The organism is Streptomonospora wellingtoniae (assembly GCF_031845375.1).
Taxonomy (GTDB): domain Bacteria; phylum Actinomycetota; class Actinomycetes; order Streptosporangiales; family Streptosporangiaceae; genus Streptomonospora; species Streptomonospora wellingtoniae.
The window spans coordinates 187738-211911 of record NZ_JAVREK010000006.1 but is presented as its reverse complement, the minus strand read 5'-3'; the positions used below and the strand labels follow the sequence as shown (position 1 = coordinate 211911).

The following is a 24174-nucleotide window of genomic DNA, read 5'->3' as shown; positions in this document are numbered from 1 at the left end:
CGCCCCCCCCCGGGGGGTTGGGGGGGGGGGGGACGAGGGCGCGCGGAAGACGGGAAGCAGCGCCGTGACCGGGCCGCCCGAGGTGCGCTCGAAGTGTGTAACGCAGCTCACCGCCGAGTCAAGATCGTCTGTGCCCGATGGCCGGCGGGCCCGCATGTCGGCCTCCCACACACCGACGCGGATCAGGCCCCGGCGCCTCCCGCAGCGCCCGCGTGCGGCCGATACCCGGCCGCGCCGTCCCCCGACCCGCCCGGCGCCGCGGCGCGCCGCGCACCCGTTCCGCCGGCCGCAGGAACCGGCCCCCAACAGGTCGGATCATGGGTGAATGCGGCAGAAAACCCTCTTCGGTGGGGGTCGCATGGGCGCAGGTGGGGCCGGGGCGCGGTACGTTTTCCCTATGTCAGGCAGCACTTCGCCGAGCGCGCCTTTCGGCCAGATGTTGACCGCAATGGTCACACCGATGCAGGAGAACGGCGACGTCGACTACGACGGCGCCGCCCGCCTCGCCACCTACCTGGTCGACGAGCAGCGCAATGACGGCCTCATCATCAGCGGTACCACTGGAGAGTCGCCGACCACCAGTGACGAGGAGAAGGACCGGTTGCTGCGCGCCGTGCTGGATGCCGTCGGCGACCGGGCCGTCGTCGTGGCCGGGGTCGGGACCAACGACACCCGCCACAGCATCAGGCTCGCCCAGAGCGCCGAGCGCGCCGGGGCGCACGGCCTGCTTCTGGTCACTCCCTACTACAACAAGCCCCCTCAGGAAGGGCTGCTCCGGCACTTCACGTCGATCGCCGACGCCACCGAGCTGCCGGTGATGCTCTACGACATCCCGCAGCGCACCGGCACACCGATCGCCTCCGAGACGCTGGTGCGGCTCGCCGAGCACCCGCGCATCGTCGCCAACAAGGACGCCAAGGACGACCTCGGCGCCAGCTCCTGGGTGATGGAGCGCACCGGCATGGCCTTCTACTGCGGCTCGGACATCCTCAACCTGCCGCTGCTGTCGGTCGGCGCCTCGGGATTCGTCAGTGTCGTGGGCCACATCGTCGGCTCCGACCTGCACGACATGGTCGACGCCTACCAGGGCGGCGACGTCGCACGCGCCCTGGCCATCCACCGCCGCCTCACGCCCGTCTACACCGGAATATTCCGCACCCAGGGCGTCATCACCACCAAGGCGGTGCTGAACATGTTCGGCCTCCCCGGCGGGCCGGTCCGCACTCCGCTGGCCGACGCCTCGCCCGAGCTCCAGGCGCTGCTGCGCGAAGACCTCGCCGCGGCCGGGGTCAAGGGACCGATCGGCCTGGCCCCCCACCAGGCGGTGCCGGCCAGCGTCGTGGGTGTCGAACGCCTGACGGAAGGATCCGCATGAGTCATCCCCACCCCGACCTCGGCCCTCCGCCGCCGCTGAGCCCCGACGCGCTGCGGGTCGTGGCGCTGGGCGGCCTGGGCGAGATCGGCCGCAACATGGCGGTCTTCGAGTACCGGGGCAAGCTGCTGATCGTCGACTGCGGCGTGCTGTTCCCCGAGGAGGAGCAGCCCGGAGTCGATCTGATCCTGCCCGACTTCGACTACGTCCGGGACCGGCTCGACGACGTTGAGGCCCTCGTGCTCACGCACGGCCACGAGGACCACATCGGGGCTGTGCCGTTCCTGCTGCGTGAGCGCCCCGACATCCCGCTGGTGGGCTCGCGGCTGACGCTGGCGCTGCTCTCGGCCAAGCTCGGCGAGCACCGCATCAAACCCGAGACCGTCCAGGTGGCCGAGGACGACCGTCGCTCCTTCGGCCCCTTCGACCTGGAGTTCCTCGCGGTCAACCACTCCATCCCGGACGCGCTCGCGGTGGCCCTGCGCACCGATGCCGGCACACTGCTGCACACCGGCGACTTCAAGATGGACCAGCTGCCCCTGGACGGGCGGCTGACCGACCTCGCCGGCTTCGCCCGGCTGGGCAGCGAGGGCGTCGACCTGCTGATGGCCGACTCCACCAACGCCGAGGTGCCCGGGTTCGTCACCAGCGAGCGCGACATCTCGCCGGTGATCGACAACGTGTTCCACCAGGCCGACCAGCGCATCATCGTCGCCTGCTTCGCCTCCCACGTGCACCGCGTCCAGCAGGTGCTCGACTCGGCCAAGGCCCACGGCCGCAAGGTCGCCTTCGTCGGCCGCTCGATGGTGCGCAACATGAACATCGCGCGCGACCTGGGCTACCTGACCGTCCCCGCCGATCTGCTGGTCGACGTCAAGCAGCTCGACGACCTGCGCCCCGACGAGGCCGTGCTGGTCTCCACCGGGTCCCAGGGCGAGCCGATGTCGGCGCTGACCCGCATGGCCAACCGCGACCACCAGATCCGCATCGAGGAGGGCGACACGGTCCTGCTGGCCTCCTCGCTCATCCCGGGCAACGAGAACTCGGTCAACCGCGTCATCAACGGCCTGACGCGCTGGGGCGCCAAGGTGGTGCACAAGGGCAACGCGCTGGTGCACGTCTCCGGCCACGCTCCCGCAGGCGAGCTGCTGTACGTGCACAACATGGTGCGGCCGCGCAATTTCATGCCGGTGCACGGCGAATGGCGGCACATGCGCGCCCACGCCCGCGTGGCCGCCCTGGCCGGGCTCGACGAGGACCGCATCTGCCTGGCCGAGGACGGCGTGGTCGTCGACCTGCACAAGGGGCGGGCGCGCATCACCGGCAAGGTCCAGGCCGGCTACGTCTACGTCGACGGCGCGTCGGTGGGCGACGTCACCGAGTCCGCGCTCAAGGACCGGCGCATCCTCGGCGAGGAGGGGTTCATCTCGATCATCGTGGCCGTCGACTCCACATCCGGCAAGATCGTGGGCGAGCCCGAGATTCACACCCGCGGGGCGGGCATCGGCGTCGACGCCTACGACGAGGTCATCCCCAAGGTGCAGGAATCCTTGGAGAAGGCCGCCTCCGACGGCATAACCGACCCTCACCAGCTGCGCCAGCTCGTTCGGCGGGGGATCGGCCGCTGGGTCAACGAGACCTACCGCCGCAGGCCGATGATCGTCCCGGTGATCGTGGAGATCTGACCCGGGGAGCGACGGACGGGCGCCGCCCGGTCCGCTGGTCAGAGGCGCCCGTCCGGGCGACACGCCGGGCGGGCGGTGCCGACGAGCGGGCCGGGCGCGCTGTAGGCTGCCGACCATGGCCACCCGTGCGCCCAAAACCCCCCAAGGATCCGGCGGCGGAGCGTCCCGGGGCGGCGGCGCCGGAGGAAAGAGGGCGCCGGCGCGCAAGACCTCGGGGGCCTCCGCGCAGCGCCCCCGCGCAACCGCTGCCAAGCGCAAGCCCGCAGCCGCCGAGGGTCCCGTCGCCCTGCTGTTCGTGTGGGCCGGGCGCGCTCTGCTGCTCGTATGGCGGCTGATGGCCCACACCGTCGGAGGCCTCGCCCGCGCCGCCGGGCGCAGCGCCCGCGACCTCGATCCCGACCTGCGCCGCGACGGGCTCGGCCTGGTGCTGCTGGCGCTGGGCCTGCTCATCGCCGCCGCCGTGTGGTGGGACACCCGGGGTCCACTGCCCGAGGCAACCCGCACCGTCGTCGTCGGCGCCTTCGGCACGTTCTCGCCGGTGCTTCCGCTGCTGTTCCTGCCCTTCGCCTGGCGGCTGATGCGCACCCCCGGCACCGGTGAGACCGACGTGGGCCGGCTGTTCATCGGCTCCAGCGCGCTCCTGGTGGGCCTGCTGGGGCTCATCCACATCGGTCACGGCATCCCCTGGCCCTCCGACGGGCCCGAGGCCGTGCGCCGCGCCGGCGGCATCATCGGCTTCGCCGCCTCCGGTCCCCTCAGCCTGCTCATCACCCCCTGGGTCACGGGGGTGCTGCTCGGGCTGCTGCTGCTCTTCGGTCTGCTGGTGGTCACCGCGACCCCCGTCCACCGCATCCCCGAACGCATGCGGGCCCTCTTCGGCGGGCTCATGGAGCGCGACGGCGGCCCCGACGCCGGGATGGGCATCCTCGACACCCCGTCCGAGGCGGAGGCCGTGCCCGAACGGCCCAAGCGCAAGCGCAAGCCGCGCGCGGACGAGGCGGTCGCCAAGACGGCCGAGGATGCGGGCGTGGCCGGCGCCAACGAGCGCCCCTACGACACCCCGGTCGTGGCCTCGACGGACAAGGGCGCGCAGCCCGCAGTGCCCGACCACACGCCGCCGCCCGAGGCCGCCGAGCAGTTGTCCATCCCGCCGCGTGTCGTCGACGGCGACTACGAGCTGCCCGCGCCGCCCATGCTCAAGCCGGGCACGCCGCCCAAGCCGCGCACCAAGGCCAACGACACGGTGGTCGAGGCGCTCAACGGCGTGATGGAGCAGTTCAACATCGACGCCGAGATCACCGGCTTCACCCGCGGTCCCACCGTGACCCGCTACGAGATCGAGCTCGGCCCGGCCGTGAAGGTCGAGAAGGTCACCGCGCTGACCAAGAACATCTCCCTGGCCGTCAAGAGCGCCGACGTGCGCATCCAGTCGCCGATCCCCGGCAAGTCGGCCATCGGCGTGGAGATCCCCAACTCCGACAAGGACATCGTCAGCCTCGGCGACATCCTGCGCTCGGCTCCGGCCACCTCCGACGAGCACCCGATGCTGGTGGGCCTGGGCAAGGACATCGAGGGCGCCACCGTAGTGGCCAACCTCGCGAAGATGCCGCACGTGCTGGTCGCGGGAGCCACCGGAGCCGGCAAGTCCACCTGCATCAACGGGCTGATCACCTCGATCATGATGCGGGCCACGCCCGACGAGGTCCGGCTGATCCTGGTCGACCCCAAGCGGGTCGAGCTGACCATGTACGAGGGCATCCCGCACCTGATCACCCCGATCATCACCAGCCCGAAGAAGGCCGCCGACGCGCTGCAGTGGGTCGTGGGCGAGATGGACCGGCGCTACGACGACCTCGCGGCGTCGGGCTACCGCCACATCGACGACTTCAACGCCGCGGTCTCCGCCGGCGAGCTCACCGCGGCGCCCGGCAGCGAACGCGAGTACGAGCCCTACCCGTACCTGGTGGTGATCGTCGACGAGCTGGCCGATTTGATGATGGTCGCCCCCCGCGACGTCGAGGACGCCATCGTGCGCATCACCCAGCTGGCACGCGCGGCGGGGATCCACCTGGTGCTGGCCACCCAGCGTCCCAGCGTCGACGTCGTCACCGGCCTGATCAAGGCCAATGTGCCGTCGCGGCTGGCCTTCGCCACCTCCAGCCTCTCCGACAGCCGCGTCATCCTGGACCAGCCGGGGGCCGAGAAGCTCGTCGGCAAGGGCGACGCGCTCTTCCTGCCCATGGGCGCGGGCAAGCCCATCCGGCTGCAGAACGCCTGGGTGACCGAGAAGGAGATCCGTGCCGTCGTCGAGCACTGCAAGAAGCAGGCCGAGCCCAGCTACCGCGACGACGTGGGCACCGCCGAGGCCAAGAAGAAGGAGATCGACGAGGAGGTCGGCGACGACCTCGACCTGCTGCTGCAGGCGATCGAGCTGGTGGTCACCACCCAGTTCGGCTCCACCTCGATGCTCCAGCGCAAGCTGCGGGTCGGCTTCGCCAAGGCCGGGCGCCTGATGGATCTGATGGAGAGCCGCGACGTGGTCGGCCCCAGTGAAGGCTCCAAGGCGCGGGACGTACTGGTCGCACCGGACGACCTGCCGGGCGTGCTGGCCCTCGTCCGCGGCGACGGCGGCTCCGGCTGACCCGATTCCCGCACCCTCGCCCGCCCCGGGTGCATTGACCTAGTTTTAACCGCTTCATGGGGTGTGTCAGGGTGCCTTTCCGGCAGTAGGTACGCAGAGTGGTGAAAGACCTACTCTGCGGTGTGGCGCAGTCGTGCGCGACCGCGCACCGGAGCGGGGCCGAGGGTCGCGCGCCGCCGGCGTGCGGGGCACCGCGACCGTACCCCCACCCTGGGAAGGGGCGGAGATGAGCACGATCGGCCGGACAATCGCCGCGGCTCGCGAGAGCGTCGGCTACACCCTCGCCGAACTGAGCACCCGCACCTGTATCCGGCGGCCGGTGCTCACCGGAATCGAAAGCGACGACTTCCGCCTCTGCGGCGGCGACTTCTATGCCCGCGGGCACATCCGGGCCCTGTGCCGCGAACTGGGGATCGACCCGGCGGAGCTGCTCGAGCTCTACGACCGGGAGCACGCCCAGGAGCGGACCGTCCCGGCGTTCACCGACAGCCCGGTGACCGGCCGCGGCGACGGCTCCGCGGACGCCCGCGGCGCCGACGCGCCCGAACCGGGGCGGGAGCGAGCCGGCAGCGGCGCCCAGCGGACCGACAGTGCCCGTTCCGAGCACTCCGAGTCCCGGCCGTCCGTTCCGGCACCGCGGGCCGCCCGCGGCGCTTCCACCGCTTCGCAGGGGGGCGCCTCCGCCGCGCCCCGGGGCGGCGGCAGCGGCAGGGCCGGAGAACGCACCGATGAGGCCCGCAGATCCGGTCGCCGGAGGCGCGGCGCCCAGAGCCCCGCCGCGGGCGCGGCCGGTTCCGGGGCCGCGCCCCGCGGCCGCCACAGCGGGTCCGGTCAAGAGGCCGACACCGAAGGCGCGCAAGCCGGGGCAGCGGCGCAGAGCGTCCCCGAGCCGCGCCGCGACCGCAAACCGTCCCTGCTGTCGGCGACCCTCGCCGCGGCCCGCCGCTCCTGGCCGCTGGTGGTGATCGTGGCCATCGCCGGAGCGGCGGTGGGAGCGGCCCTGGGCTCGTGGCCGGACCTCGGTTCCGGCCAGTCGGCCGGCGGTCTCGTCCAGCGCGAGGACCGCCCGGCGGACGCCGTCCCGGCGCCCGCGCCCTCCCTGCCGGGGCAGTCCCGGCCGCCGCAGCGGCCGGAGGAGGCCCAGCGGTCGCAGGGCGTCCAGGAGGCTCAGCGGTCGCAGGGCGCCCAGGAGTCCCGGCAGTCCCCGGAGCCGCAGGAAAGCCTGAAGTCGCAGAGCGCCCAGGCGTCCCGGGGCGGCCAGCGGACCGGGGGCGGCGCCGACCGGTCGGCCGACTACGGCACCGGCATGAGGAGTGTGACCACCGGCGAGCGCAAGGCCGAGGAGGTCCGCCTCACCGTCAGCGCGCTCGACCGGGTGTGGCTGCGCGTCACCGACGCTCAGGGAGACAACCTCTACACCGGGGTCCTGGACAAGGACGACGTGCGCGGCTGGACCGACCCCGACGAGCTTCGCCTGCACGTGGGCAAGGCCTCGGCCGTGCGCATCACCGTCAACGAGGAGCACATCGGCAGGCCCGACTCCTCCGCCCGGATCGGCCGGTTCACCTTCTCGGCCGCCGACCTCCCCTAGATCGTTGATGGGAACTGTGTGTGCTGGTCAATGGTCGTAGGCACCGTCGATCTTGTAGCCATCGCAAATGGAAATCGCATTCCTTCACGATGGCTACAAGATCAACGGGGTTCGGGGCTCCTCCCGGCAGGCCCGACGCCGCACACGCAGCGAGTGCAGACCCCTCATCAGCGGTCTAGCGCTCGGGAGCCCGGTGGGCGGGCGGACGGGCGGGGCGGGCAGGTCCTCCCGGCGGGCGAACCCCGGCCTGGAGGACCTACCCTGGTAGAGGCGGGGAGTCCCGCCGCCCACGATCCGCTCCCTTAATGTTGGAAGCCATGTCATCGCGCCGCAAAGTCTCGCTCGTCACCCTCGGCTGCGCCCGAAACGAGGTCGACTCCGAAGAGCTCGCCGGACGTCTCGAATCGCAGGGCTGGGACCTCGTCGAATCCGACGGCGGTGAGAAGGCCGACGTCGTCGTCGTCAACACCTGCGGGTTCATCGACGCGGCCAAGCAGGACTCCATCGACGCCCTGCTCACGTCGGCGGAGGACGGCGCCAAGGTCGTGGCCGCCGGGTGCATGGCCGAACGCTACGGCTCCGAGCTGGCCGCCGAGCTGCCCGAGGCCCAGGTCATCGGCTTCGACGACTACGCCGACATCTCCGAGCGCCTCGACGACGTCCTCACCGGCCGCAGCCTCACCCCCCACGAGCCGCGCGATCGCCGCACTTTGCTGCCGATCTCCCCGGTCGAGCGGCCCGAGGGCCGGCAGGCGCACGTGCCCGGCCACGCGCCCTTCGACCCGGCCGAGCCGCTGCCCGAGGGGGTGGCGCCGGCGTCCGGTCCGCGCATCCCGCGCCGCCGGCTGACCGGGGGACCGGTCGCCAACCTCAAGATCGCCTCGGGCTGCGACCGCCGCTGCACCTTCTGCGCGATCCCGGCCTTCCGCGGCGCCTACATCTCCCGCCGCCCCGACGATGTCGTGCGCGAGGCCGAGTGGCTGGCCGGGCAGGGCGTCCGCGAGCTGTTCCTGGTCAGCGAAAACTCCACCTCCTACGGCAAGGACCTGGGCGACCTGCGTGCCCTGGAGGCCCTGCTGCCCCGGCTCGCCGCCGTCGAGGGCATCGAGCGGGTGCGCGTCAGCTATCTCCAGCCGGCCGAGATGCGGCCCGGGCTGATCGAGGCGCTGACCTCCACCCCCGGCGTGGTGCCCTACTTCGACCTGTCCTTCCAGCACGCGAGCGGGCCCCTGCTTCGCCGGATGCGCCGCTTCGGATCGCGCGAGCGGTTCCTGGAGCTGCTGGCCACCGTGCGCGAACGCGCGCCCGAAGCCGGGGTGCGCTCCAACTTCATCGTCGGGTTCCCCGGCGAGACCGAGGACGACCTCGCCGAGCTCACCGCCTTCCTGCAGGAGGCGCGGATGGACGCCGTCGGCGTGTTCGGCTACTCCGACGAGGACGGCACCGAGGCCGCCGACCTCGAGGGCAAGCTCCCCGACGAGGACGTGGCCGAACGGGTCGACCGGCTCAACCGGCTAGCGGAGGAACTCATGGCGCAACGGTCCGAGGAACGCGTGGGCTCCACCGTCGAGGTCCTCGTCGAAGCCGAGCTGGACGACGGCGTCTACGAGGGCCGCGCCGCCCACCAGGCTCCCGAGGTCGACGGAAGCACCGTCGTGCACGCCGCCGGCCTGTCCCCGGGAGACGTCGTCACCGCCACCGTCACCGAGGCCATGGGCGCCGACCTGGTCGCCGAAGCCTCCGCCTCGCAGGGCCCGGCACCGCGATGAGCACCCAGGGATCCGCATCCGGCCACGTGCCGCTGTGGAACATCGCCAACATCCTCACCGCCAGCCGGCTGGTGATGGTCCCGGTATTCGTCGCGTTCATGTTCCTGGACCACCCCGCGTGGCGGTTCGCCGCCTTCGCGGTGTTCGTCGTGGCCGCCGTGACCGACCGCGTCGACGGCGAGCTCGCCCGGCGGCGCAACCTGGTCACCGACTTCGGCAAGGTCGCCGACCCCATCGCCGACAAGGCGCTGACCGGCGCCGCGCTGATCGTGCTGTCCATGCTCGGTGAACTGTGGTGGTGGGTCACCGTGGCCATCCTGGTGCGCGAGCTCGGCATCACCCTGCTGCGCTTCGCCGTCATCCGCTACGGAGTGATCCCGGCCAGCCGCGGCGGCAAGCTCAAGACCGTGCTGCAGGTCGTCGCGATCTCGATCTACCTGTTCCCGCTGCCCGAGCCGCTGACCTTCCTCGCGCACGTGGCCATGGGCGCCGCCTTGGCGGTGACGCTGTGGACCGGCGGCGACTACGTCGTCCAGGCGGTGCGGCTCCGCGGCCGCTCCTCCGGCGGCGCCGGCGGATGAGCGGCCCCGGCGCCGCACCGCACCCCGCGCTGCCGGGATCCGAGCCCGCCGCGGCGGCGCTCCGCGCACTGGAGGCGGCCGGGGCGACCCTGGCCACCGCCGAGTCCCTGACCGGCGGGCTGATCGGGGCGGCGCTGACCAGCGTCCCCGGCGCCTCGGCCGTCTACCGGGGAGGGGTCGTGGCCTACGCGACCGACCTCAAGTGCAGCATGCTCGGGGTGCCCCCCGACCTGCTGCGCGACCGGGGGGCCGTCGACCCCGGCGTCGCACGGGCCATGGCCGAGGGCGCACGCGCCCGGCTGTCGGCCGACTACGGCCTCGCCGTCACCGGTGCGGCGGGACCCGATCCGCAGGACGGCCATCCGCCCGGCAGCGTCTACGCCGCCGTCTGCGGCCCGGGCGGCCACTGCCGTGTGAGCGAGTTCTCCCTCACCGGCGACCGTGCCGCCGTGCGCAACGGGACCACTGAACAGGCACTACTCCTACTGGGTGCCGAAGTGGCGGCCATCACGGGCAGATAACGTCCTCCATGCAGTTCCAAGGCGCCATTCCAGGGAACAAACCGTCACCAAGATCGTGTTATCCCTGCAGCGAACAGGAACCCGTGAGGTGCGACGATCGGGCCACAGGCAGGTACGGTGTTCTCCATGAAGGTCGCTACCGGTGGGAGGGAGCGCGAATGATGGTCCTGCTTCGTCACCTGACTGGTGACGTGCTACGGCGGCTACGGCAGCGACAGGGCCGCACCCTCCGCGAGGTGTCGGCCGATGCACGAGTGTCATTGGGGTATCTCTCCGAGGTCGAGCGCGGGCAGAAGGAGGCCTCCTCCGAGCTGCTCTCCTCGATTTGCGGGGCGCTGGGCGTGCCGCTCTCCCAGGTGCTGCGCGAGGTCGCCGACCAGCTCGCTCTCGCCGAGCTGCAGGAGGCCGCGCTCCTCAGCGGATCGGTTCCGGCCGACTCCGTTCCCTCCCACGACCACCTCGGCATCGACTCGGTGCCCGACCGTGTTCCCGATGTCGTCGACATGGTGGGCGTCTGAGCCTGCCTGGCCCTGAACCCGTAGCCGTGGTCCCACGGCGAGCAGACGGAGAAGGCGCCGTCCGCGGACTCCGCGGACGGCGCCTTCCGTGCATCCGCCGCCGGGTGCCTTGCCCGCGTTTCCGCTCCCTGCACGCAGGGCAGCGGGACCCGTGGAGGCAATGAACGCCACTTCGGGGGATGATCGCCATGACCAAGATTCACGGACCGCTCGACAACGGCGCCCGAAAGACCACCGGCGAGGCGCTGCAGACCGCGGTCGTGGACCTCATCGACCTCTCGCTGACGGCCAAGCAGTGCCACTGGAACGTGACCGGCCGCTCCTTCCGCTCCGTCCACCTCCAGCTCGACGAGCTCGTCGATGTGGCGCGCAAGCACACCGACGTGCTGGCCGAGCGCGCCGTCGCGATCGGAGTCAATCCCGACGGCCGCTCGCCCAAGGTCGCCGGCGACTCCAAGGCTCCCCAGGCCGACCCGGGCTACCTGCAGGACGACAAGGTCATCGCGCTGATCACCGACGTCCTCAACGGCGTCGTGGCGCGCTTCCGCGAGCGCGTCGACGCCACCGCCGAGGCCGACCCGGTCAGCCAGGACCAGCTCATCGCCGCATCCGAGGACCTCGAACAGCAGCACTGGATGTTCGAGGCCATGCGCTGACGCCGCCGCCGCGGCGAAGCGACGCCGGGCCCCGCGCGCATGCGGGGCCCGGCGTCGTCGTGTTCGGGGCGGGCCGTTCAGCTGGCCCAGGCGTCGGGGTCCTCCGACAGGGTACGCACCGTCGGCGGAAGCCTGCCGGTCGAGACGTCCTCCAGAGTCACGCTCTCCAGGATCGAGCGCTCGCTGGCCCGCAGCGCGATCCACACCTGCTGGAGGCTGCGCGCCGCGCCGTCGTAGTCGACGTGCTCGGGCCGCTCGCCGCGGACGTTGGCCAGCGGGCCGTCGACCGCGCGGATCACGTCGGCCAGCGAGATGTCGGCGGGGGACCGGGCCAGCCAGTAGCCCCCGACCGGGCCCCGCTGGCTGCGCACGAGCCCCGCGCGGCGCAGCTGGGTCAGGATGTTCTCCAGGAACTTTCCGGGAATGGCCTGGGCACGCGCCAGCTGTTCGGCCGTCACCGGGCCGCCACTGGCGGCGGCGAGCTCGGCCGCGGCACGCAACGCGTAGTCGACCCGGGCAGAAAGGCGCATGCTGCGATTATGCCGCGGGAGCGGGGCTCGGCGCGCCAGCGGGGCCGCGGAGCGGCGGGGAAGCGGCGGTGAGCTGCATCAAGTGGATCTCCTAGGCGCGAGTCTGCGGCGACGGGCACTCGGCGGCGGCCGGCCGACGGGCGGCGCCGAGCGCGCCCGCCCTTCTCACCCTACCGACGCGGCGGCGGGTGCCCCCAGAAGTTCGGCCGCGCTCTGGCCGTTGACCCGCGCCGCGCCGTAGGTGCTGATGTGCGCCCGGCACCGCGGACGCCACGCCGGCAGGCCCATCTCGACGACAACCAGCTCCGGGCGCAGCCGGCACAGCTCGGTCACCAACTCCCGGGTCCCGGGGTGGCGGTGCGCGTCGCGCACGACCACCACCAGGTCGCGGGAGCGGGCCGCCTCCAGCACCTCGGCCGCGTCCGCCGCTGCGGCGTCCAGCCGCCGGGCGCCGGGAAACCACGGCGACAACCCCCACGGGACCTCGCCGACCGCGATACCCGGCGGAGCGTCGATCTCGACCACCGCCGGGTCGCGCAGCGGGCCCAGGTCGCCCTCGACCCGCACCGCCCGCCGCGCCGACTCCAGTCCGATGTGCTCGGCCACCTCGGCCGTCGGCCGGTCGGCCGTCCAGGCCCGCAACTGCGACGTGCGCCAGGCCGCCTCCTCCAACCGCTCCGCGCTCAGCCTCCCCTCGCTCACCGCGTCGGTGATCGCCGTGCGGATGGCGGCCACCCCGTCGGCGTAGACGAACCGGCCCAGGCACAGCAGGTCGCATCCGGCGATCAGCGCCTGCACCGCCGCCTCGGGGATGCCGATGCGGGCGCTGACCCCCTCCATCTCGATCGCGTCGGTGACGATAGCGCCGTCGAACCCGAGTTCCGTGCGCAGCAGCCCGCTCACGACACTGGGTGCCAACGTCGCCGGGCCGCTCAGTCCCAGCTCGGGCAGGCGGATGTGGGCGGTGAGGATGCTGCGCACTCCCGCCTCGATGGCCGCCTGGAAGGGCTTCAGCTCCCGCTCGAACAGCAGATCGCGATCGGCGCCCACGACCGGAAGCTCCAGGTGGGAGTCCTGGCGGGTGGCGCCGTGACCGGGGAAGTGCTTGGCGCAGGCCGCCACGCCGCCCTCCTGCAGCCCGGCCACCGCGGCCGCGGTGTGGCGGGAGACCAGTGCGGCGTCGGCGCCGAAGGAGCGCGTGCCGATGCCCGGGTTCTCCGCTTCCGTGTTGACGTCGGCCGAGGGCGCCAGGTCCATGGTGAAGCCCAGGCCGCGCAGCTGCGCCCCCAGCGAGCGGTGCACCGCCCGTGTCAGGCCGGTGTCGTCGACCGCGCCGAGGGCGGCGTTGCCGGGGTAGCCGCTGCCCCGGCTCTGCCCGATCCGGGTCACGTCGCCGCCCTCTTCGTCCAGCGATATCAGCGGCGACTCGGCGGCCTCGCCCAGCTGCGCGTTCAATCGCGCCACCTGGTCGGTGTCGGCGATGTTGTTGTGAAACAGGCAGACGCCGGCCATCCCGTCGGCGAGGCCGTCGAGCACCCACGTCGGGGCGTCATAGGACTCGAAGGGCACCAGCAGGGTGGCGTTGGCGAGGCGGTCCAGGCGCGGATCAGCGGGCATCGGGACTCCGTTCACGAGGAGGGGGCGGTGGTGCGGGCGCGCGGCGGCGGCCGGTGCCGCGCCGGGGCTGGTGCGGCACCGGCCCGGGGCGGGCGCGGCTGGAGGGCCCTCAGCCCTTGACCGCGCCCATGGTCAGGCCCGACACCATGCGGCGCTGGACGAACAGGAAGAACGCCATCACGGGCAGGGTCAGCAGCGTGGAGGCCGCCATGATCGAGCCCCACTCCGTGCCGAAGCGGCCGAAGTAGTAGGACAGCGACAGCGGCAGGGTGTACTCCTCGGTGCTGCGGCCCAGGAACGTCAGCGCGACGATGAACTCGTTCCAGGCCGTGATGAAGGCGAAGATGCTGGCGGCCACGAGACCGGGTGCGACCAGCGGCATCAGGATCCGCCAGAAGACCGTCCAAGGGCCGGCGCCGTCGATGGCGGCGGCCTCCTCCAGCTCCTTGGGTACCGCCGCCACGAAGCCGCGCAGCATCATGATCGTGATGGGCAGCGACACCGCCGTGTACACCACGAGGATGCCCGATAGGTTGCCCAGCATCTGCATGCCGGTGGCGTCCTGGAAGCGGCGGAAGTTGATGAAGATCGAGATGATGAGCGCCTCGGCGGGCACCATCTGGATGACCATCAGCAGGATGATGAAGGCGCCGCGCATCCGGAAGCGGAACCGGGCCACCGCCACCGCCGCCAGCAGCGACAGGACGGCGCCCGCCGCGACCGAGCCCAGCGTCACCATGAGGCTGTTGGCAAGGAACTCCCAGAAGCGCACCCCGGGGATCAGCTGGCCGTTGATCACCCGGTCGAAGTGCTCCAGCGTCAGCGTGCCCGGGAACAGCCGGGTGTCCTTGGAGAAGATCTCTCCCACCGGCTTGAACGCTGTGGCCACCATCCAGTAGACGGGGAACACCGAGAACAGGAACACCGCGGCGCCGGCGGCGTACAGGCCCGCCCTGCGCACCAGCACCCCCGCGGGGGCGCGGCGCCGGCGGCGCGGGGCGGCGGGCGCCGTGGGCGCCCCGGTTGTCGCGGTCATCGGGTCTCCCCCTGGCGGATCATGATGCGCAGGTAGTAGGCGGTGACGGCCAGGATCATCACGGTCATCACCACGGCGATCGCCGATCCCATGCCGTAGTTGGCCGGGCTGGCCGAGAACCCCTGCTGGTAGATGTAGTACGAGAGCAGGTAGACCGACTTGTTCTGGAAGCTGTTGGCCAGGATGTAGAGCTGTGTGAACACCCGGAGGTCCCAGATGATCTGCAGCACCAGCAGCAGTGCAAACAACGGGCGCAGCATCGGGAATGTGACGTTCCAGAACGAGCGCCAGCCGCCGGCGCCGTCGACCCGGGCGGCCTCGTAGAGCTCGTGCGGGATGCTCTTCAGGCCGGCCAGCACCGAGACGGCGATGAACGGGAACGACTGCCAGACGATCACCGTGATCAGCACGCCGAACAGCGACACCGGCTCCAGGAACCAGTTGTAGTTCAGCCACCCGCTGCCCACGAGCCAGTCCGGCAGCCGGTCCAGCGCCACGTTGACCAGGCCCCGCTCCGGCAGGAACAGCCAGCGGAACACCAGCGAGGCGCTGATGGCGGGAGTGGCCCAGGCCAGCATCATCCCCACGGAGACCGTCACCGAGAACCAGCGCGACAGCCGGTGCAGCAGGATGCCCACCAGGGTGCCCAGCACCATGGTGACGCCCACCATCAGCACGCACACGACCACGGTGTTGCGCAGGATGGTCCAGAACTCGCGATCGCTGAGCAGCCGGCGGTAGTGCGCGAAGTCGTTCCACTCTGGCGCGGGCGCGTTGGGCAGCAGGTTGCGGATCGTGTAGGAGTGCAGCGAGTTCCACACCATCTGCACCACCGGCCACACCAGCACCAGGGCGAGGATGACGAGTGCGGGGGCGATCAGCAGGTAGGGCGTGGGGACGGAGCGGCGGCGGCGCCCCGGACCGGGGCCGCCGGGCCCGGCGGGCGGCGGCTCCGGCGGGGTCTGCTCCCGCACCGCTTCGGCGGTCTGTGCCATGGGGACTTCGCAATCAGGTCGGGTCCGGGGCGGCGGGAGGAGAGGGCACCGCCGCCCCGGTGTTCACCGCGAGGGCTCGGGACTCAGGCGACCGGCTTGTTGAGCGTCTCGGTCAGCTCCTTGTTCGCCTTCTCCAGGACCGTGTCCGGGTCCTCGCCCTTGACGATGTCCAGCACGGCGCCGGGCAGGATCTTGCCGTCCTGGTCGGCGGAGTTCCAGTTCGGCGTCGTCGGGAAGAACTGGGTGTTCTTCATCTGCTCGGCGGCGGCCGCGGTGACGGGGTCGGACTGGTAGGCCTCGTCGTCGAGCATCTCGGGGTAGGCCGGGAAGTACCCCGCCGCGTCGGCGTAGCCCTGGCCGCCCTTCTTGTCGCCCATGACCGTGAGCAGGTCCCAGGCCGCGTCGGGGTGCTCGGTGGTGGCGAACAGCGTCAGGGCCGAGCCGCCGGCGAAGGCGGGCGCGGTGCCGTCGGCTCCGGGGATGGGGGCGGCCTCGATGCTCTCCAGCACCGACGGGTCCTCGGCCTGCTCCTCCATGGAGGTCAGCGCCCAGCCGCCGTCGATGTACATGCCGACCTCGCCGTTGGCCATGTCGGCCAGCGGCACCAGCTCGTTCTCGCCGACGTAGGACTGCGGGGAGATGTTCTCCTCGGATGTCAGCCCGGCGTAGAACTCGATGGCCTCTTGCGTCTCGGCGGAGGTGAGGCGCCCCTGCCACTCGCCGTCCTGGCGGACGGCGATCTCGCCGCCGTTGCTCCAGATGAAGCTGGCGATGCCGTTGGTGAAGTCGGTGGGGGCCGCGAAGCCCGCCACGTCCTTCTCCTTCTCGATCGCCTTGGCGACCTCGACCAGCTCGTCCCAGGTCTGGGGCGGCTCCATGCCGATGTCCTTCAGCCAGTCGGCGCGGTAGTAGAGCGTGCGCACGCCGGAGAACCAGGGGATGCCGTACTGGGAGCCGTCGTAGGTGCCGTACTCGACGGCGGCCTGGTCCATCTCCGACACCGCGCCCCAGGAATCCGTGCGGGAGGTGATGTCCATGATCGCGCCCTGTGAGGCCCAGTTGGCCACCTGGTCGTTGCCCACCTCCAGCACGTCGGGGGCGTCGCCGCCCGCCAGCGCGTTGTTGATGGACTGCTGGGCGTCGGGCCAGGGGATGAACTCCACCTCGACCTTGGTGTCGGGGTGGTCCTTCTGGTAGCGCTGCTCAACGGTGTCGAAGTACTTCTCGATGGGCTTCTGGGCGGTGCCCATGACCCACACGGTCAGGCTGTCGGGAGCCTCGGACTCGCCCTCGGAGCCGCCTCCGCCGCAGGCGGTCGCGGCGAGGAGTACCGCTGTCGAAAAGGCTGCGGTCTTCAGGGATCTCATGCTGGTCTCTCCCTTCACGCGTTGCCACGCGCGACATTGCGTCGAGAGGACGCCCCCGGACACCTCTGGGTCGGCTGCAAGCGCGATGCGGGCTTCGTCGTCGGTTCGAGTGTGCTGGGATAGCGGGTGTGCGTTCGGACGAACCGCCCTGCCCACCGCCGGGCCCGGCAGGGGTGAGGCGAACGGCGCCGGGTGGGCGCCTCCGCTGATTGGCCGCTAAACTAACAAGAAACTTTCCTAATGGATAGAGAACGGAGTGTCACGGTTATGTCTCGACGTCCGGGGACTCCACGCCTGCTGCGCCAGCTCAACGACCGGGCGGCTCTGGAGCTCCTGCTGGCGTCGGGGCCGCTGACCCGCACCCAACTCGGCCAGGAGACCGGCCTGTCCAAAGTGACGGCCTCCCAGCTGCTCGCCCGCCTCGAAGAGCGCCGGCTCGTGCACGTCGTCGGCAGCCAGGCCGGCGGCCGCGGACCCAACGCCGCCCTCTACGCGGTCGTGCCCTCCAGCGCCTACGCCCTGGCCCTGGACATCCGCGCGGGCGAGGTCACCGGGGCCCTCGCCGACATCACCGGTCAGATCACCGGCGAGTTCACACTCGACCCCGGCGACACCCCGGACCCCGTCGCCCAGGTGAACCGCGCCGTCAAACGCCTACTGCAGACCTGCGAGGTCCTCCCGGACCGGCTCAGCGCCTGCACCATCGGCACCCCCGGCGTCGTGGACCCCCGCAGCGGCGCCGTGCGCTTCTCCTTCGACCTGCACACCTGGCTCGAAGACGCCTTCCAGGCCCTGCGCACCGACCTCGGGCCCGTCGTCCGCATCGAGAACGACGTCAACCTCGCCGCCCTCGCCGAACACGCCGAAGGCGCGGGCGAGGACGTCTCCGACTTCGCCCTTATCTGGCTGGGAGGAGGCGGCGGCGTCGGCATGGCGATCATGCTCGACGACCGCGTACATTGGGGCACCACCGGAGGCGCCGGCGAGATCGGCTACCTGCCCGTTCCGGGCGCCCCGCTGCCCGGCGACGTCGGCCTGCCCGCCGGCTACCAGTCCATGCGCCGGACGCAGGAACGCCCGACCATCGCGCACGGCTTCCAAGCCCTCGTCGGCGCCCAGGAGATCCTCGCGCTCGGCGAGTCCCACGGGTTCACCGGCAAGAACGTCGGCGACGTCCTCACCACCGCCGTCGCCGCCGGCGCGCCCGGCGAAGGCTTCCTCGACGAGCTCGCCGAACGCATCGCACGCGGCGTCGCGGCCGTATGCGTCGTACTCGACCCCGGACTCGTCGTGCTCGGAGGAGAGGTCGCCCAAGGCGGCGGAGACGACCTCGCCCGCCGTGTCGCCGACGCCGCCGCCCGCATCGGACCCAACGCACCCCAGGTCAGCGTCGGCCGCGTCGAGGCGCCCGTCCTGCGCGGCGCACTCCTGTCCGCCCTCCAGCACGCACGCGAAGACGTGTTCGACTCCACGGTGGAATGACGCGGGCAGATCGGGACCGCACCGCCGCGGGTCCGGGACCGTCCGCCGCCCCCGGACCCGGACCGCTTACACACCGCCGGCACCCACGCCGCGGCGCATCGCCACGCGCGGCGCCACCGCGATGCCCGCCTCCTCCTCGCGGCGCCACTGCTCGCGCAGCCCGGGCCCCCAGGCGGCCGACGGCAGCTCGGCGAAGCCCCGCCGCCTATACCACGGGGCGTTGAACGGCACGTCGCGGAAGGTCGTCAGCGTCACCGCGGCGAAGCCCTCGCACCGAGCCAACCCGCACACCGCCTCCAGCAGCGCACTCCCCACACCGCGGCGCCCGCACTCCGGATGTACGGCCAACTCCTCCAAATGCGCAGCACCGTCCAGCACCCCCACGGCCGCGAACCCGCGCACCGGCTCGTGCGCGACCAGCACCCACCGTGCGCCGAGCAGCACCTCCCGCGGATCGTCGGGCGGCAGCGCCAGCCCGGCCTCGGCGAACATCGTGCCCGCGGCCAGGCCGGCCTCCCGCGCGGATCCGACGTCCGCCCAGCGCATGAGCCGGACCGGCACGTCTCCGAAAGCAGGCACAGCGACCTCGCACCAAGGGATCCGGCGGCATCGCGCCCCATCCTCGCCCACCCGCGCCCGCGGCGCGAGCGGTTTCCCCGCCGCCCCGCCCCGACCACCCGCCCCGAGGACCGGGCCGGACCGGCGCCGACGGGTCACCGCCGCAGCCGCAGCGCCTTCGGCGTGGCGTGGAATCCCGCCCCGAGCAGGGCGGTCTCCAACGGCGTCCCGAACACCTCGCCGCCATCGCAACGCTGCACCGACACCGACTCGACACGGCCGCCGTGCACCAGATCGGCCAGTGCACGCGCCGCACGCTCCAACTCCGCGGCGCCCGAGCCGAACGTCAGCGCCGAGCGGCCCCCGCGCTCCAGGTACAGGGTCGGCGCGCCCCCGTCCAGAACCACCAGCGCACCCGCCTTCCGCCCCGGCCGCCCCGCCGACTCCGCCGCCGGCGGCCACGCCAGCGCCGCACCGTAGACGTTGGCCGGATCCGCCGCCGCCAGGACCAGCGGGTCGCCGCCCGGCGCCCCCTCCGGAGCGTCCTCGCCACCGAGCGAACGCAGCCGGTCCACGGCACCGGGAAGCGCGAACTGGGCCGCCCCCAACCCGTCGACGAAGTACCCCCGCCGCGCGCGCCCCGCGTCCTCGAACCCCCGCAGCACCGGATACACCGCGCTGAAGCCGCCAGCGCCGCGACCACCCGGACGGCGGTCGCCCCGCCGCACCTGCTCAGCCACCACAGACCCGCGCGTGACGACCCCGTAGCGGTCCAGCAGCGCCGACGTGCCCGCCGCCAGCCGCCGCGTCGCATCGGCCTCGCGCTCCGGCAGCAGCCACCACCGCCCCGCCGCCGTAGGCGGGCCCGTCCGGCTCGGCATCACCGGCCGCCGCGACCGGCTCCGATGCGCCGTCGAACCGGAACCCAGCAGCGCGCGCAGCGCCGACAGAGAGTCGTTGCCGACCAGCCCCGCCCACACCAGATCCCACAGCGCCGCCACCACCGCCGCATCCGAGACCGCCGCCGCCCCCTCGGCGCGCACCACCCGGTCGGCGATGTCGCGGAAGAACTGCGCACCGCCCTCGCGCAGCGCCTCCAGCACACCCGCCCGCGCCCGCGACGCCCCGGCGTCCTCCTGCGCCGGCTCCGGCAGCAGCAGCTGCGCCTCGTCGGCCGGAACCAGGCACACCCACCCGTCGTTGCCCGCCAGCGTGCCCGCGCCCGCCCACAGCACCTCGCCGGCATGGGTCAGCTCGTCCAGCAGCGCTGGCGCATACCCCTCCACCCGCGCCGGCAGCACCAGGGACTCCAGCGCCGACGCCGGTACCGGCGCGCCCCGCAGCGACTCCACCGCCGCGAACACCCCCTCGGCGCCGCCCGGCCGCCCGCCCGCTCCCACACGCTGCCACACCGGGACGAACCGGCCCAGCGTCCGCTGCGGCACCGGCTCCACCTCGCGCCGCAGCCGCGCCACCGAACGCCGCCGCAACGCCCGCAGCACGTCGGTCTCGCACCACTCCGCGCCCCGGCCTCCCGGCCGGAACTCGCCCTCGACCACGCGCCCGGCGCCCGCGAGCCGGTGCAGCACCTCCAGCACCGCTTCGCGGGCGGCGCCGAAGCGCTCCGCCACCGCCCGCGCCGTGAACGGCCCGTGCGTGCGTGCGAACCGCGACACCAGATCACCCAGCGGATCGGCCACCGGAGCGGCGAACGCCTCGGCCGCACCCGCGAACGCACCGTCCGCCCCGCCGGACGCCTCCGCCAACCACTCGGGCAGCCGAACACCCGCACCGTCACGCAACCGCGCGGCGTCCTCCACCGCCGCCCACCGCGGCTCACCGCCCACGTGCACCGGGACAGCGCGCCCCGCGCGCTCCAGCTCCGCCAGCGCCTCCGCGCCGGCGCCGCGCTCCTCCGCCTCCTCGGTGCTCAGCGGCCCCAACTCGCGCAACAGGTCCGCCGCGCCCTCGCGCCCCCACGACGGATCCACCCGCCGCTCCGGTGTCAGGCGCTGCAACCACTCCTCGTACTCGGCCACCGCCCGCCCGTCCAGCAGCTCCCGCAGATCCGCCTGGCCCAGCAGATCCGCCAGCAGCTCCGAGTCCAGCGTCAGCGCCTGCGCGCGCAGCTCCGCCGCGGGAGCGTCGCCCTCGTACAGGAACGCCGCCGTGTAGCCCATCAGCAGCGACTGCGCGAACGGCGACGCTCGCTGCGTCTCGACCTGTACCACCCGCACCCGCCGCGCACGCACATCGGCCATCAGCGACGCCAGCGACTCGACGTCGAACACGTCGCGCAGACACTCCCGCGCCGCCTCCAGCACGATCGGAAACGATCCGAACCGGCCCGCCACCGACAGCAGCTGCGCCGAACGCTGCCGCTGCTGCCACAACGGCATCCGCCGCCCCGGACGCCGCCGCGGCAGCAGCAGCGCACGCGCCGCGCACTCCCGGAACCGCGCGGCGAACAGCGCCGACGAACCCAGCTCCGCCGATACCGCGTCCTCGACCCCATCCGGATCCACCAACAGCGACTCCACCAGGCCGCCCTCCGATCGACCGGCCGCGCCGTCGGCCTCCTCCACATCCGGCAGCCGCACCACGATCCCGTCGTCGCCGTGCACCACCTGCGCGTCCAGCCCATAGCGCTCCCGCAGGCGCGCGCCCACCACCAGCGCCCACGGCGCGTGGACCCGGGCTCCCAGCGGCGAATGCACCACCGCACGCCAGTCGCCCAACTCGTCGCGGAACCGCTCGACCACGACCGTGCGGTCGTCGGGAACCCACCCCGTCGACTCCGCCTGCTCGGTCAGATAGTCCACCAGGTTGGTCGCCGCCCACCCGTCCAACCCCGCGCCGCGGGCGCGCTCAACGGCCGCGGCCTGCTCCAGCCCTCGCATTTCGCGCACCATGGCGCCGATCGCACGCCCCAGCTCCGCCGGACGACCCAGCGCATCGGCCTTCCAGAACGGCAGCCGCCCCGGGCGCCCCGGCGCCGGCGACACCATCACCCGGTCCGCGGTGATCGACTCGATGCGCCACGCGCTCGCACCCAGAACGAACACGTCGCCCACCCGCGACTCGTAGACCATCTCCTCGTCCAGCTCACCCACCCGCGAGGGCCCCGCGCCCCCGGCCGCGGCCAGGTGCACCGTGTACGTTCCCCGATCCGGAATCGTTCCGCCGCTGGTCACCGCCAACCGCTGCGCACCCGGACGCCCCGACACGGTTCCGCCCGAGCCCGACCCTCCGGCGTCGCGGTCCCACACCACCCGCGGCCGCAGCTCCGCGAACTCGTCGGAGGGGTAGCGCCCCGACAGCATGTCCACAACACCCGACAGCGCCGAGTCCGGAAGCGACGCGAACGGAGCCGCGCGCCGCACCAGCGCTCCCAGTGCCGCCACCTCCCACTCGTCCATCGCCGCCATCGCCACGACCTGCTGCGCCAGCACGTCCAGCGGATTGCGCGGCATCCGCAGCTCCTCGATCCGGCCTGCGCGCATCCGCTCGACCACCACCGACGCCGCCAGGAGATCGCCGCGGAACTTCGGGAACACCACCCCGCGCGAGACCCCGCCCACCGTGTGGCCCGCGCGCCCGACCCGCTGCAGGCCGCCGGCCACCGACGGCGGCGACTCCACCTGCACCACCAGGTCCACCGCACCCATGTCGATGCCCAGTTCGAGGCTCGACGTGGCCACCACGCACGGCAGCCGCCCCTCCTTGAGATCCGCCTCGATCACCGCACGCTCGTCCTTGGAGACCGAACCGTGGTGCGCCCGCGCCACCACACCCGCCTCGGCGCCGTAGGTCTGCCCCGCCTCGGCCATCACCTCGGCCGGCGACAACCGCGCCCGCCCGTCCGGCCGACCGCCCGGCGCGAGGGAAGGCGCACCGGGCGGACCCGCCGCCCCCGGAGCGCCGGCCGCACCGCCGCCGGCGCCCGGCGCCCGCCGCTCGTCGGCCAGCTCGTTCAACCGTGCGCACAACCGCTCGGCCACCCGCCGGGAGTTGCAGAACACGATCGAGGACCGGTGCTCCTCGACCAGGTCGAGTACCCGCTCCTCGACATGCGGCCAGATCGACGTCCGCGCCTTCGACGCCCGGTCGTCGGCGCGCGCCGCCGGCACCGCCGACTCCAACTCGGTCAGGTCCTCGACGGGCACCACGATCCGCACGTCCAGCGACGGCGCCTCCGACGCCGACACCACCGACGCCGGTCGCGGACCGCCGAGGAACGCCGCGACCTCCTCCGGCGGCCGCACCGTCGCCGACAGGCCGATCCGCTGCGCCGGCGCGTCCAGCATCGCGTCGAGCCGCTCCAGGCTCAGCGCCAGATGCGCTCCCCGCTTCGTCCCCGCCAGCGCGTGCACCTCGTCCACGATCACCGTCTCGACCCCCGCGAGACCGGCGCGCGCCTGCGAGGTCAGCACCAGAAACAGCGACTCGGGCGTGGTGATCAGGATGTCGGGCGGCGCCGACGCGAGCTTGCGCCGCTGGTCCGAGGGGGTGTCGCCGGTGCGCATCGCGACCGACACGTCGGGCGCCCCGCCGCCCGCCGACGCGGACTCGCGCCGGATGCCCGACAGCGGCGCCCGCAGGTTGCGCTCGATGTCGGCGGCCAGCGCCTTCAGCGGCGAGACGTAGAGCACCCGGCAGCGCCGCACCCGCTCCTCGGGCACCGGCCGCGACGCCAGGCCGTCCAGCGCCCACAGGAACGCCGAAAGCGTCTTCCCCGACCCGGTCGGCGCCACGACCAGCGTGTTCTCGCCCCGTGCGACCGACTCCCACGCGCCCGTCTGCGCCGGGGTGGGCCCGGCGGGGAACGCCCGCTCGAACCAGGCGCGCGTGGGCCCCGAGAAGCGGCCCAGCGGATCGCCGCCCCCGCGGGTTCCGGAGCCGCCGGAGCGGGAGCCGGGATCGTCTGCCGAGAACATGCGCCCAGTCTGCAACGCCCTGGAGACGAAACCGAGGAGACCGGCCCGAGCCTGCCCCCACCCGTCCCCGCGGGGCGTCGGCGGAGGTGACAGCACCGGGGCGGCGGCCGATACTGGAGGGGATGAGACTTTCACACTTCTGGGAGCGCATGAACGACCAGTTCGGCGAGGCCTACGCCGCGAGCCTCGCTCGCGACCACGTCATCGACTCGCTCGGCTCCCGCACGGTCGACCAGGCGCTTGCCGACGGCATCAGCGCCAAGGAGGTGTGGCGGGCCGTCTGCGAGGCCTTCGACCTGCCCGCCGCCGCACGTTGAC

18 protein-coding genes are annotated in these 24174 nt (G+C 72.8%); 11 read left to right on the top strand and 7 right to left on the bottom strand.

The genetic code is table 11. The features are described 5' to 3' along the window. The first annotated feature begins 397 nt into the window (after nt 1-397). The 9 genes from dapA to RM446_RS08635 all read left to right on the top strand — a co-directional run bounded on the left by dapA (nt 398) and on the right by RM446_RS08635 (nt 11334). The gene (gene dapA, locus RM446_RS08675; RefSeq protein ID WP_311544661.1) at nt 398-1375 is read left to right on the top strand and encodes a 4-hydroxy-tetrahydrodipicolinate synthase; all 978 of its coding nucleotides are present in this window, start codon (nt 398-400) and stop codon (nt 1373-1375) included. Beyond that, nucleotides 1372-3057 carry a ribonuclease J gene (locus tag RM446_RS08670; protein WP_311544660.1) on the top strand — a complete coding sequence of 562 codons (1686 nt, stop codon included), beginning with the start codon at nt 1372-1374 and terminating at the stop codon, nt 3055-3057. Before dapA ends, RM446_RS08670 begins: the two co-directional genes overlap by 4 nt. Before the next feature lie 115 nt (nt 3058-3172). Then, entirely contained in the window at nt 3173-5698 is a 2526-nt protein-coding gene (locus RM446_RS08665) for a DNA translocase FtsK (RefSeq protein ID WP_311544659.1), read from the top strand. 226 nt (nt 5699-5924) lie between these two features. After that, on the top strand, nt 5925-7289 hold the full coding sequence (locus RM446_RS08660; protein ID WP_311544658.1) for a helix-turn-helix domain-containing protein: 1365 nt from the start codon (nt 5925-5927) through the stop codon (nt 7287-7289). 317 nt (nt 7290-7606) lie between these two features. Further along, complete coding sequence (rimO, locus tag RM446_RS08655; protein ID WP_311544657.1) at nt 7607-9058, top strand: 30S ribosomal protein S12 methylthiotransferase RimO; 1452 nt, start codon at nt 7607-7609, stop codon at nt 9056-9058. Beyond that, on the top strand, nt 9055-9639 hold the full coding sequence (gene pgsA / locus RM446_RS08650; protein WP_311544656.1) for a CDP-diacylglycerol--glycerol-3-phosphate 3-phosphatidyltransferase: 585 nt from the start codon (nt 9055-9057) through the stop codon (nt 9637-9639). Before rimO ends, pgsA begins: the two co-directional genes overlap by 4 nt. Beyond that, a complete protein-coding gene (locus tag RM446_RS08645) occupies nt 9636-10160 on the top strand; it encodes a CinA family protein (protein ID WP_311544655.1) in 525 nt (174 codons plus the stop codon). The genes pgsA and RM446_RS08645 overlap by 4 nt, the downstream gene beginning before the upstream one ends. 158 nt (nt 10161-10318) lie before the next feature. Next, on the top strand, nt 10319-10678 hold the full coding sequence (locus RM446_RS08640) for a helix-turn-helix domain-containing protein (protein ID WP_155998717.1): 360 nt from the start codon (nt 10319-10321) through the stop codon (nt 10676-10678). A 188-nt stretch (nt 10679-10866) separates the two neighbouring features. Then, the gene (locus tag RM446_RS08635) at nt 10867-11334 is read left to right on the top strand and encodes a Dps family protein (RefSeq protein WP_311544654.1); all 468 of its coding nucleotides are present in this window, start codon (nt 10867-10869) and stop codon (nt 11332-11334) included. A gap of 77 nt (nt 11335-11411) precedes the next feature. Here RM446_RS08635 and RM446_RS08630 read toward each other — a convergent pair whose 3' ends face one another. The 5 genes from RM446_RS08630 to RM446_RS08610 all read right to left on the bottom strand — a co-directional run bounded on the left by RM446_RS08630 (nt 11412) and on the right by RM446_RS08610 (nt 16879). Continuing rightward, entirely contained in the window at nt 11412-11864 is a 453-nt protein-coding gene (locus tag RM446_RS08630) for an RrF2 family transcriptional regulator (protein WP_155998719.1), read from the bottom strand. A 165-nt stretch (nt 11865-12029) separates the two neighbouring features. Further along, nucleotides 12030-13481 carry a glycoside hydrolase family 3 protein gene (locus tag RM446_RS08625; protein WP_311544653.1) on the bottom strand — a complete coding sequence of 484 codons (1452 nt, stop codon included), beginning with the start codon at nt 13479-13481 and terminating at the stop codon, nt 12030-12032. Between the two features lie 109 nt (nt 13482-13590). Beyond that, the gene (locus tag RM446_RS08620; protein WP_311544652.1) at nt 13591-14517 is read right to left on the bottom strand and encodes a carbohydrate ABC transporter permease; all 927 of its coding nucleotides are present in this window, start codon (nt 14515-14517) and stop codon (nt 13591-13593) included. Further along, complete coding sequence (locus RM446_RS08615) at nt 14514-15512, bottom strand: carbohydrate ABC transporter permease (protein ID WP_311544651.1); 999 nt, start codon at nt 15510-15512, stop codon at nt 14514-14516. Before RM446_RS08615 ends, RM446_RS08620 begins: the two co-directional genes overlap by 4 nt. Nucleotides 15513-15595: 83 nt before the next feature. Further along, nucleotides 15596-16879: an extracellular solute-binding protein gene (locus tag RM446_RS08610; protein ID WP_311544650.1), complete on the bottom strand. Its 1284-nt coding sequence runs from the start codon at nt 16877-16879 to the stop codon at nt 15596-15598. A 267-nt stretch (nt 16880-17146) separates the two neighbouring features. Between RM446_RS08610 and RM446_RS08605 the strand changes: the two genes are divergently transcribed. Continuing rightward, a complete protein-coding gene (locus RM446_RS08605) occupies nt 17147-18361 on the top strand; it encodes an ROK family transcriptional regulator (RefSeq protein WP_311544649.1) in 1215 nt (404 codons plus the stop codon). Between the two features lie 66 nt (nt 18362-18427). Here the strand turns inward: RM446_RS08605 and RM446_RS08600 are convergent, their stop codons facing one another. Together RM446_RS08600 and RM446_RS08595 are read right to left on the bottom strand one after the other, a co-directional pair. Then, nucleotides 18428-18907 carry a GNAT family N-acetyltransferase gene (locus RM446_RS08600; protein WP_311544673.1) on the bottom strand — a complete coding sequence of 160 codons (480 nt, stop codon included), beginning with the start codon at nt 18905-18907 and terminating at the stop codon, nt 18428-18430. Between the two features lie 167 nt (nt 18908-19074). After that, the gene (locus RM446_RS08595; RefSeq protein ID WP_311544648.1) at nt 19075-23856 is read right to left on the bottom strand and encodes an ATP-dependent helicase; all 4782 of its coding nucleotides are present in this window, start codon (nt 23854-23856) and stop codon (nt 19075-19077) included. A gap of 122 nt (nt 23857-23978) precedes the next feature. On the opposite strand from RM446_RS08595, the gene RM446_RS08590 reads away from it, so the two are divergent. Then, the gene (locus RM446_RS08590) at nt 23979-24173 is read left to right on the top strand and encodes a DUF3046 domain-containing protein (protein WP_311544647.1); all 195 of its coding nucleotides are present in this window, start codon (nt 23979-23981) and stop codon (nt 24171-24173) included. Nucleotide 24174 lies beyond the last annotated feature (1 nt).

What these genes read in the sequence shown, in the direction of transcription:
- RM446_RS08605 (WP_311544649.1), top strand. Translation starts at nt 17,147, where the DNA reads ATGTCTCGACGTCCGGGGACTCCACGCCTGCTGCGCCAGCTCAACGAC.
- RM446_RS08600 (WP_311544673.1), bottom strand. Translation starts at nt 18,907, where the DNA reads ATGCGCTGGGCGGACGTCGGATCCGCGCGGGAGGCCGGCCTGGCCGCG.
- RM446_RS08630 (WP_155998719.1), bottom strand. Translation starts at nt 11,864, where the DNA reads ATGCGCCTTTCTGCCCGGGTCGACTACGCGTTGCGTGCCGCGGCCGAG.
- RM446_RS08610 (WP_311544650.1), bottom strand. Translation starts at nt 16,879, where the DNA reads ATGAGATCCCTGAAGACCGCAGCCTTTTCGACAGCGGTACTCCTCGCC.
- RM446_RS08595 (WP_311544648.1), bottom strand. Translation starts at nt 23,856, where the DNA reads ATGTTCTCGGCAGACGATCCCGGCTCCCGCTCCGGCGGCTCCGGAACC.
- RM446_RS08665 (WP_311544659.1), top strand. Translation starts at nt 3,173, where the DNA reads ATGGCCACCCGTGCGCCCAAAACCCCCCAAGGATCCGGCGGCGGAGCG.
- pgsA (WP_311544656.1), top strand. Translation starts at nt 9,055, where the DNA reads ATGAGCACCCAGGGATCCGCATCCGGCCACGTGCCGCTGTGGAACATC.
- RM446_RS08615 (WP_311544651.1), bottom strand. Translation starts at nt 15,512, where the DNA reads ATGGCACAGACCGCCGAAGCGGTGCGGGAGCAGACCCCGCCGGAGCCG.
- RM446_RS08635 (WP_311544654.1), top strand. Translation starts at nt 10,867, where the DNA reads ATGACCAAGATTCACGGACCGCTCGACAACGGCGCCCGAAAGACCACC.
- RM446_RS08590 (WP_311544647.1), top strand. Translation starts at nt 23,979, where the DNA reads ATGAGACTTTCACACTTCTGGGAGCGCATGAACGACCAGTTCGGCGAG.
- RM446_RS08620 (WP_311544652.1), bottom strand. Translation starts at nt 14,517, where the DNA reads ATGACCGCGACAACCGGGGCGCCCACGGCGCCCGCCGCCCCGCGCCGC.
- RM446_RS08645 (WP_311544655.1), top strand. Translation starts at nt 9,636, where the DNA reads ATGAGCGGCCCCGGCGCCGCACCGCACCCCGCGCTGCCGGGATCCGAG.
- rimO (WP_311544657.1), top strand. Translation starts at nt 7,607, where the DNA reads ATGTCATCGCGCCGCAAAGTCTCGCTCGTCACCCTCGGCTGCGCCCGA.
- RM446_RS08670 (WP_311544660.1), top strand. Translation starts at nt 1,372, where the DNA reads ATGAGTCATCCCCACCCCGACCTCGGCCCTCCGCCGCCGCTGAGCCCC.
- RM446_RS08640 (WP_155998717.1), top strand. Translation starts at nt 10,319, where the DNA reads ATGATGGTCCTGCTTCGTCACCTGACTGGTGACGTGCTACGGCGGCTA.
- RM446_RS08625 (WP_311544653.1), bottom strand. Translation starts at nt 13,481, where the DNA reads ATGCCCGCTGATCCGCGCCTGGACCGCCTCGCCAACGCCACCCTGCTG.
- dapA (WP_311544661.1), top strand. Translation starts at nt 398, where the DNA reads ATGTCAGGCAGCACTTCGCCGAGCGCGCCTTTCGGCCAGATGTTGACC.
- RM446_RS08660 (WP_311544658.1), top strand. Translation starts at nt 5,925, where the DNA reads ATGAGCACGATCGGCCGGACAATCGCCGCGGCTCGCGAGAGCGTCGGC.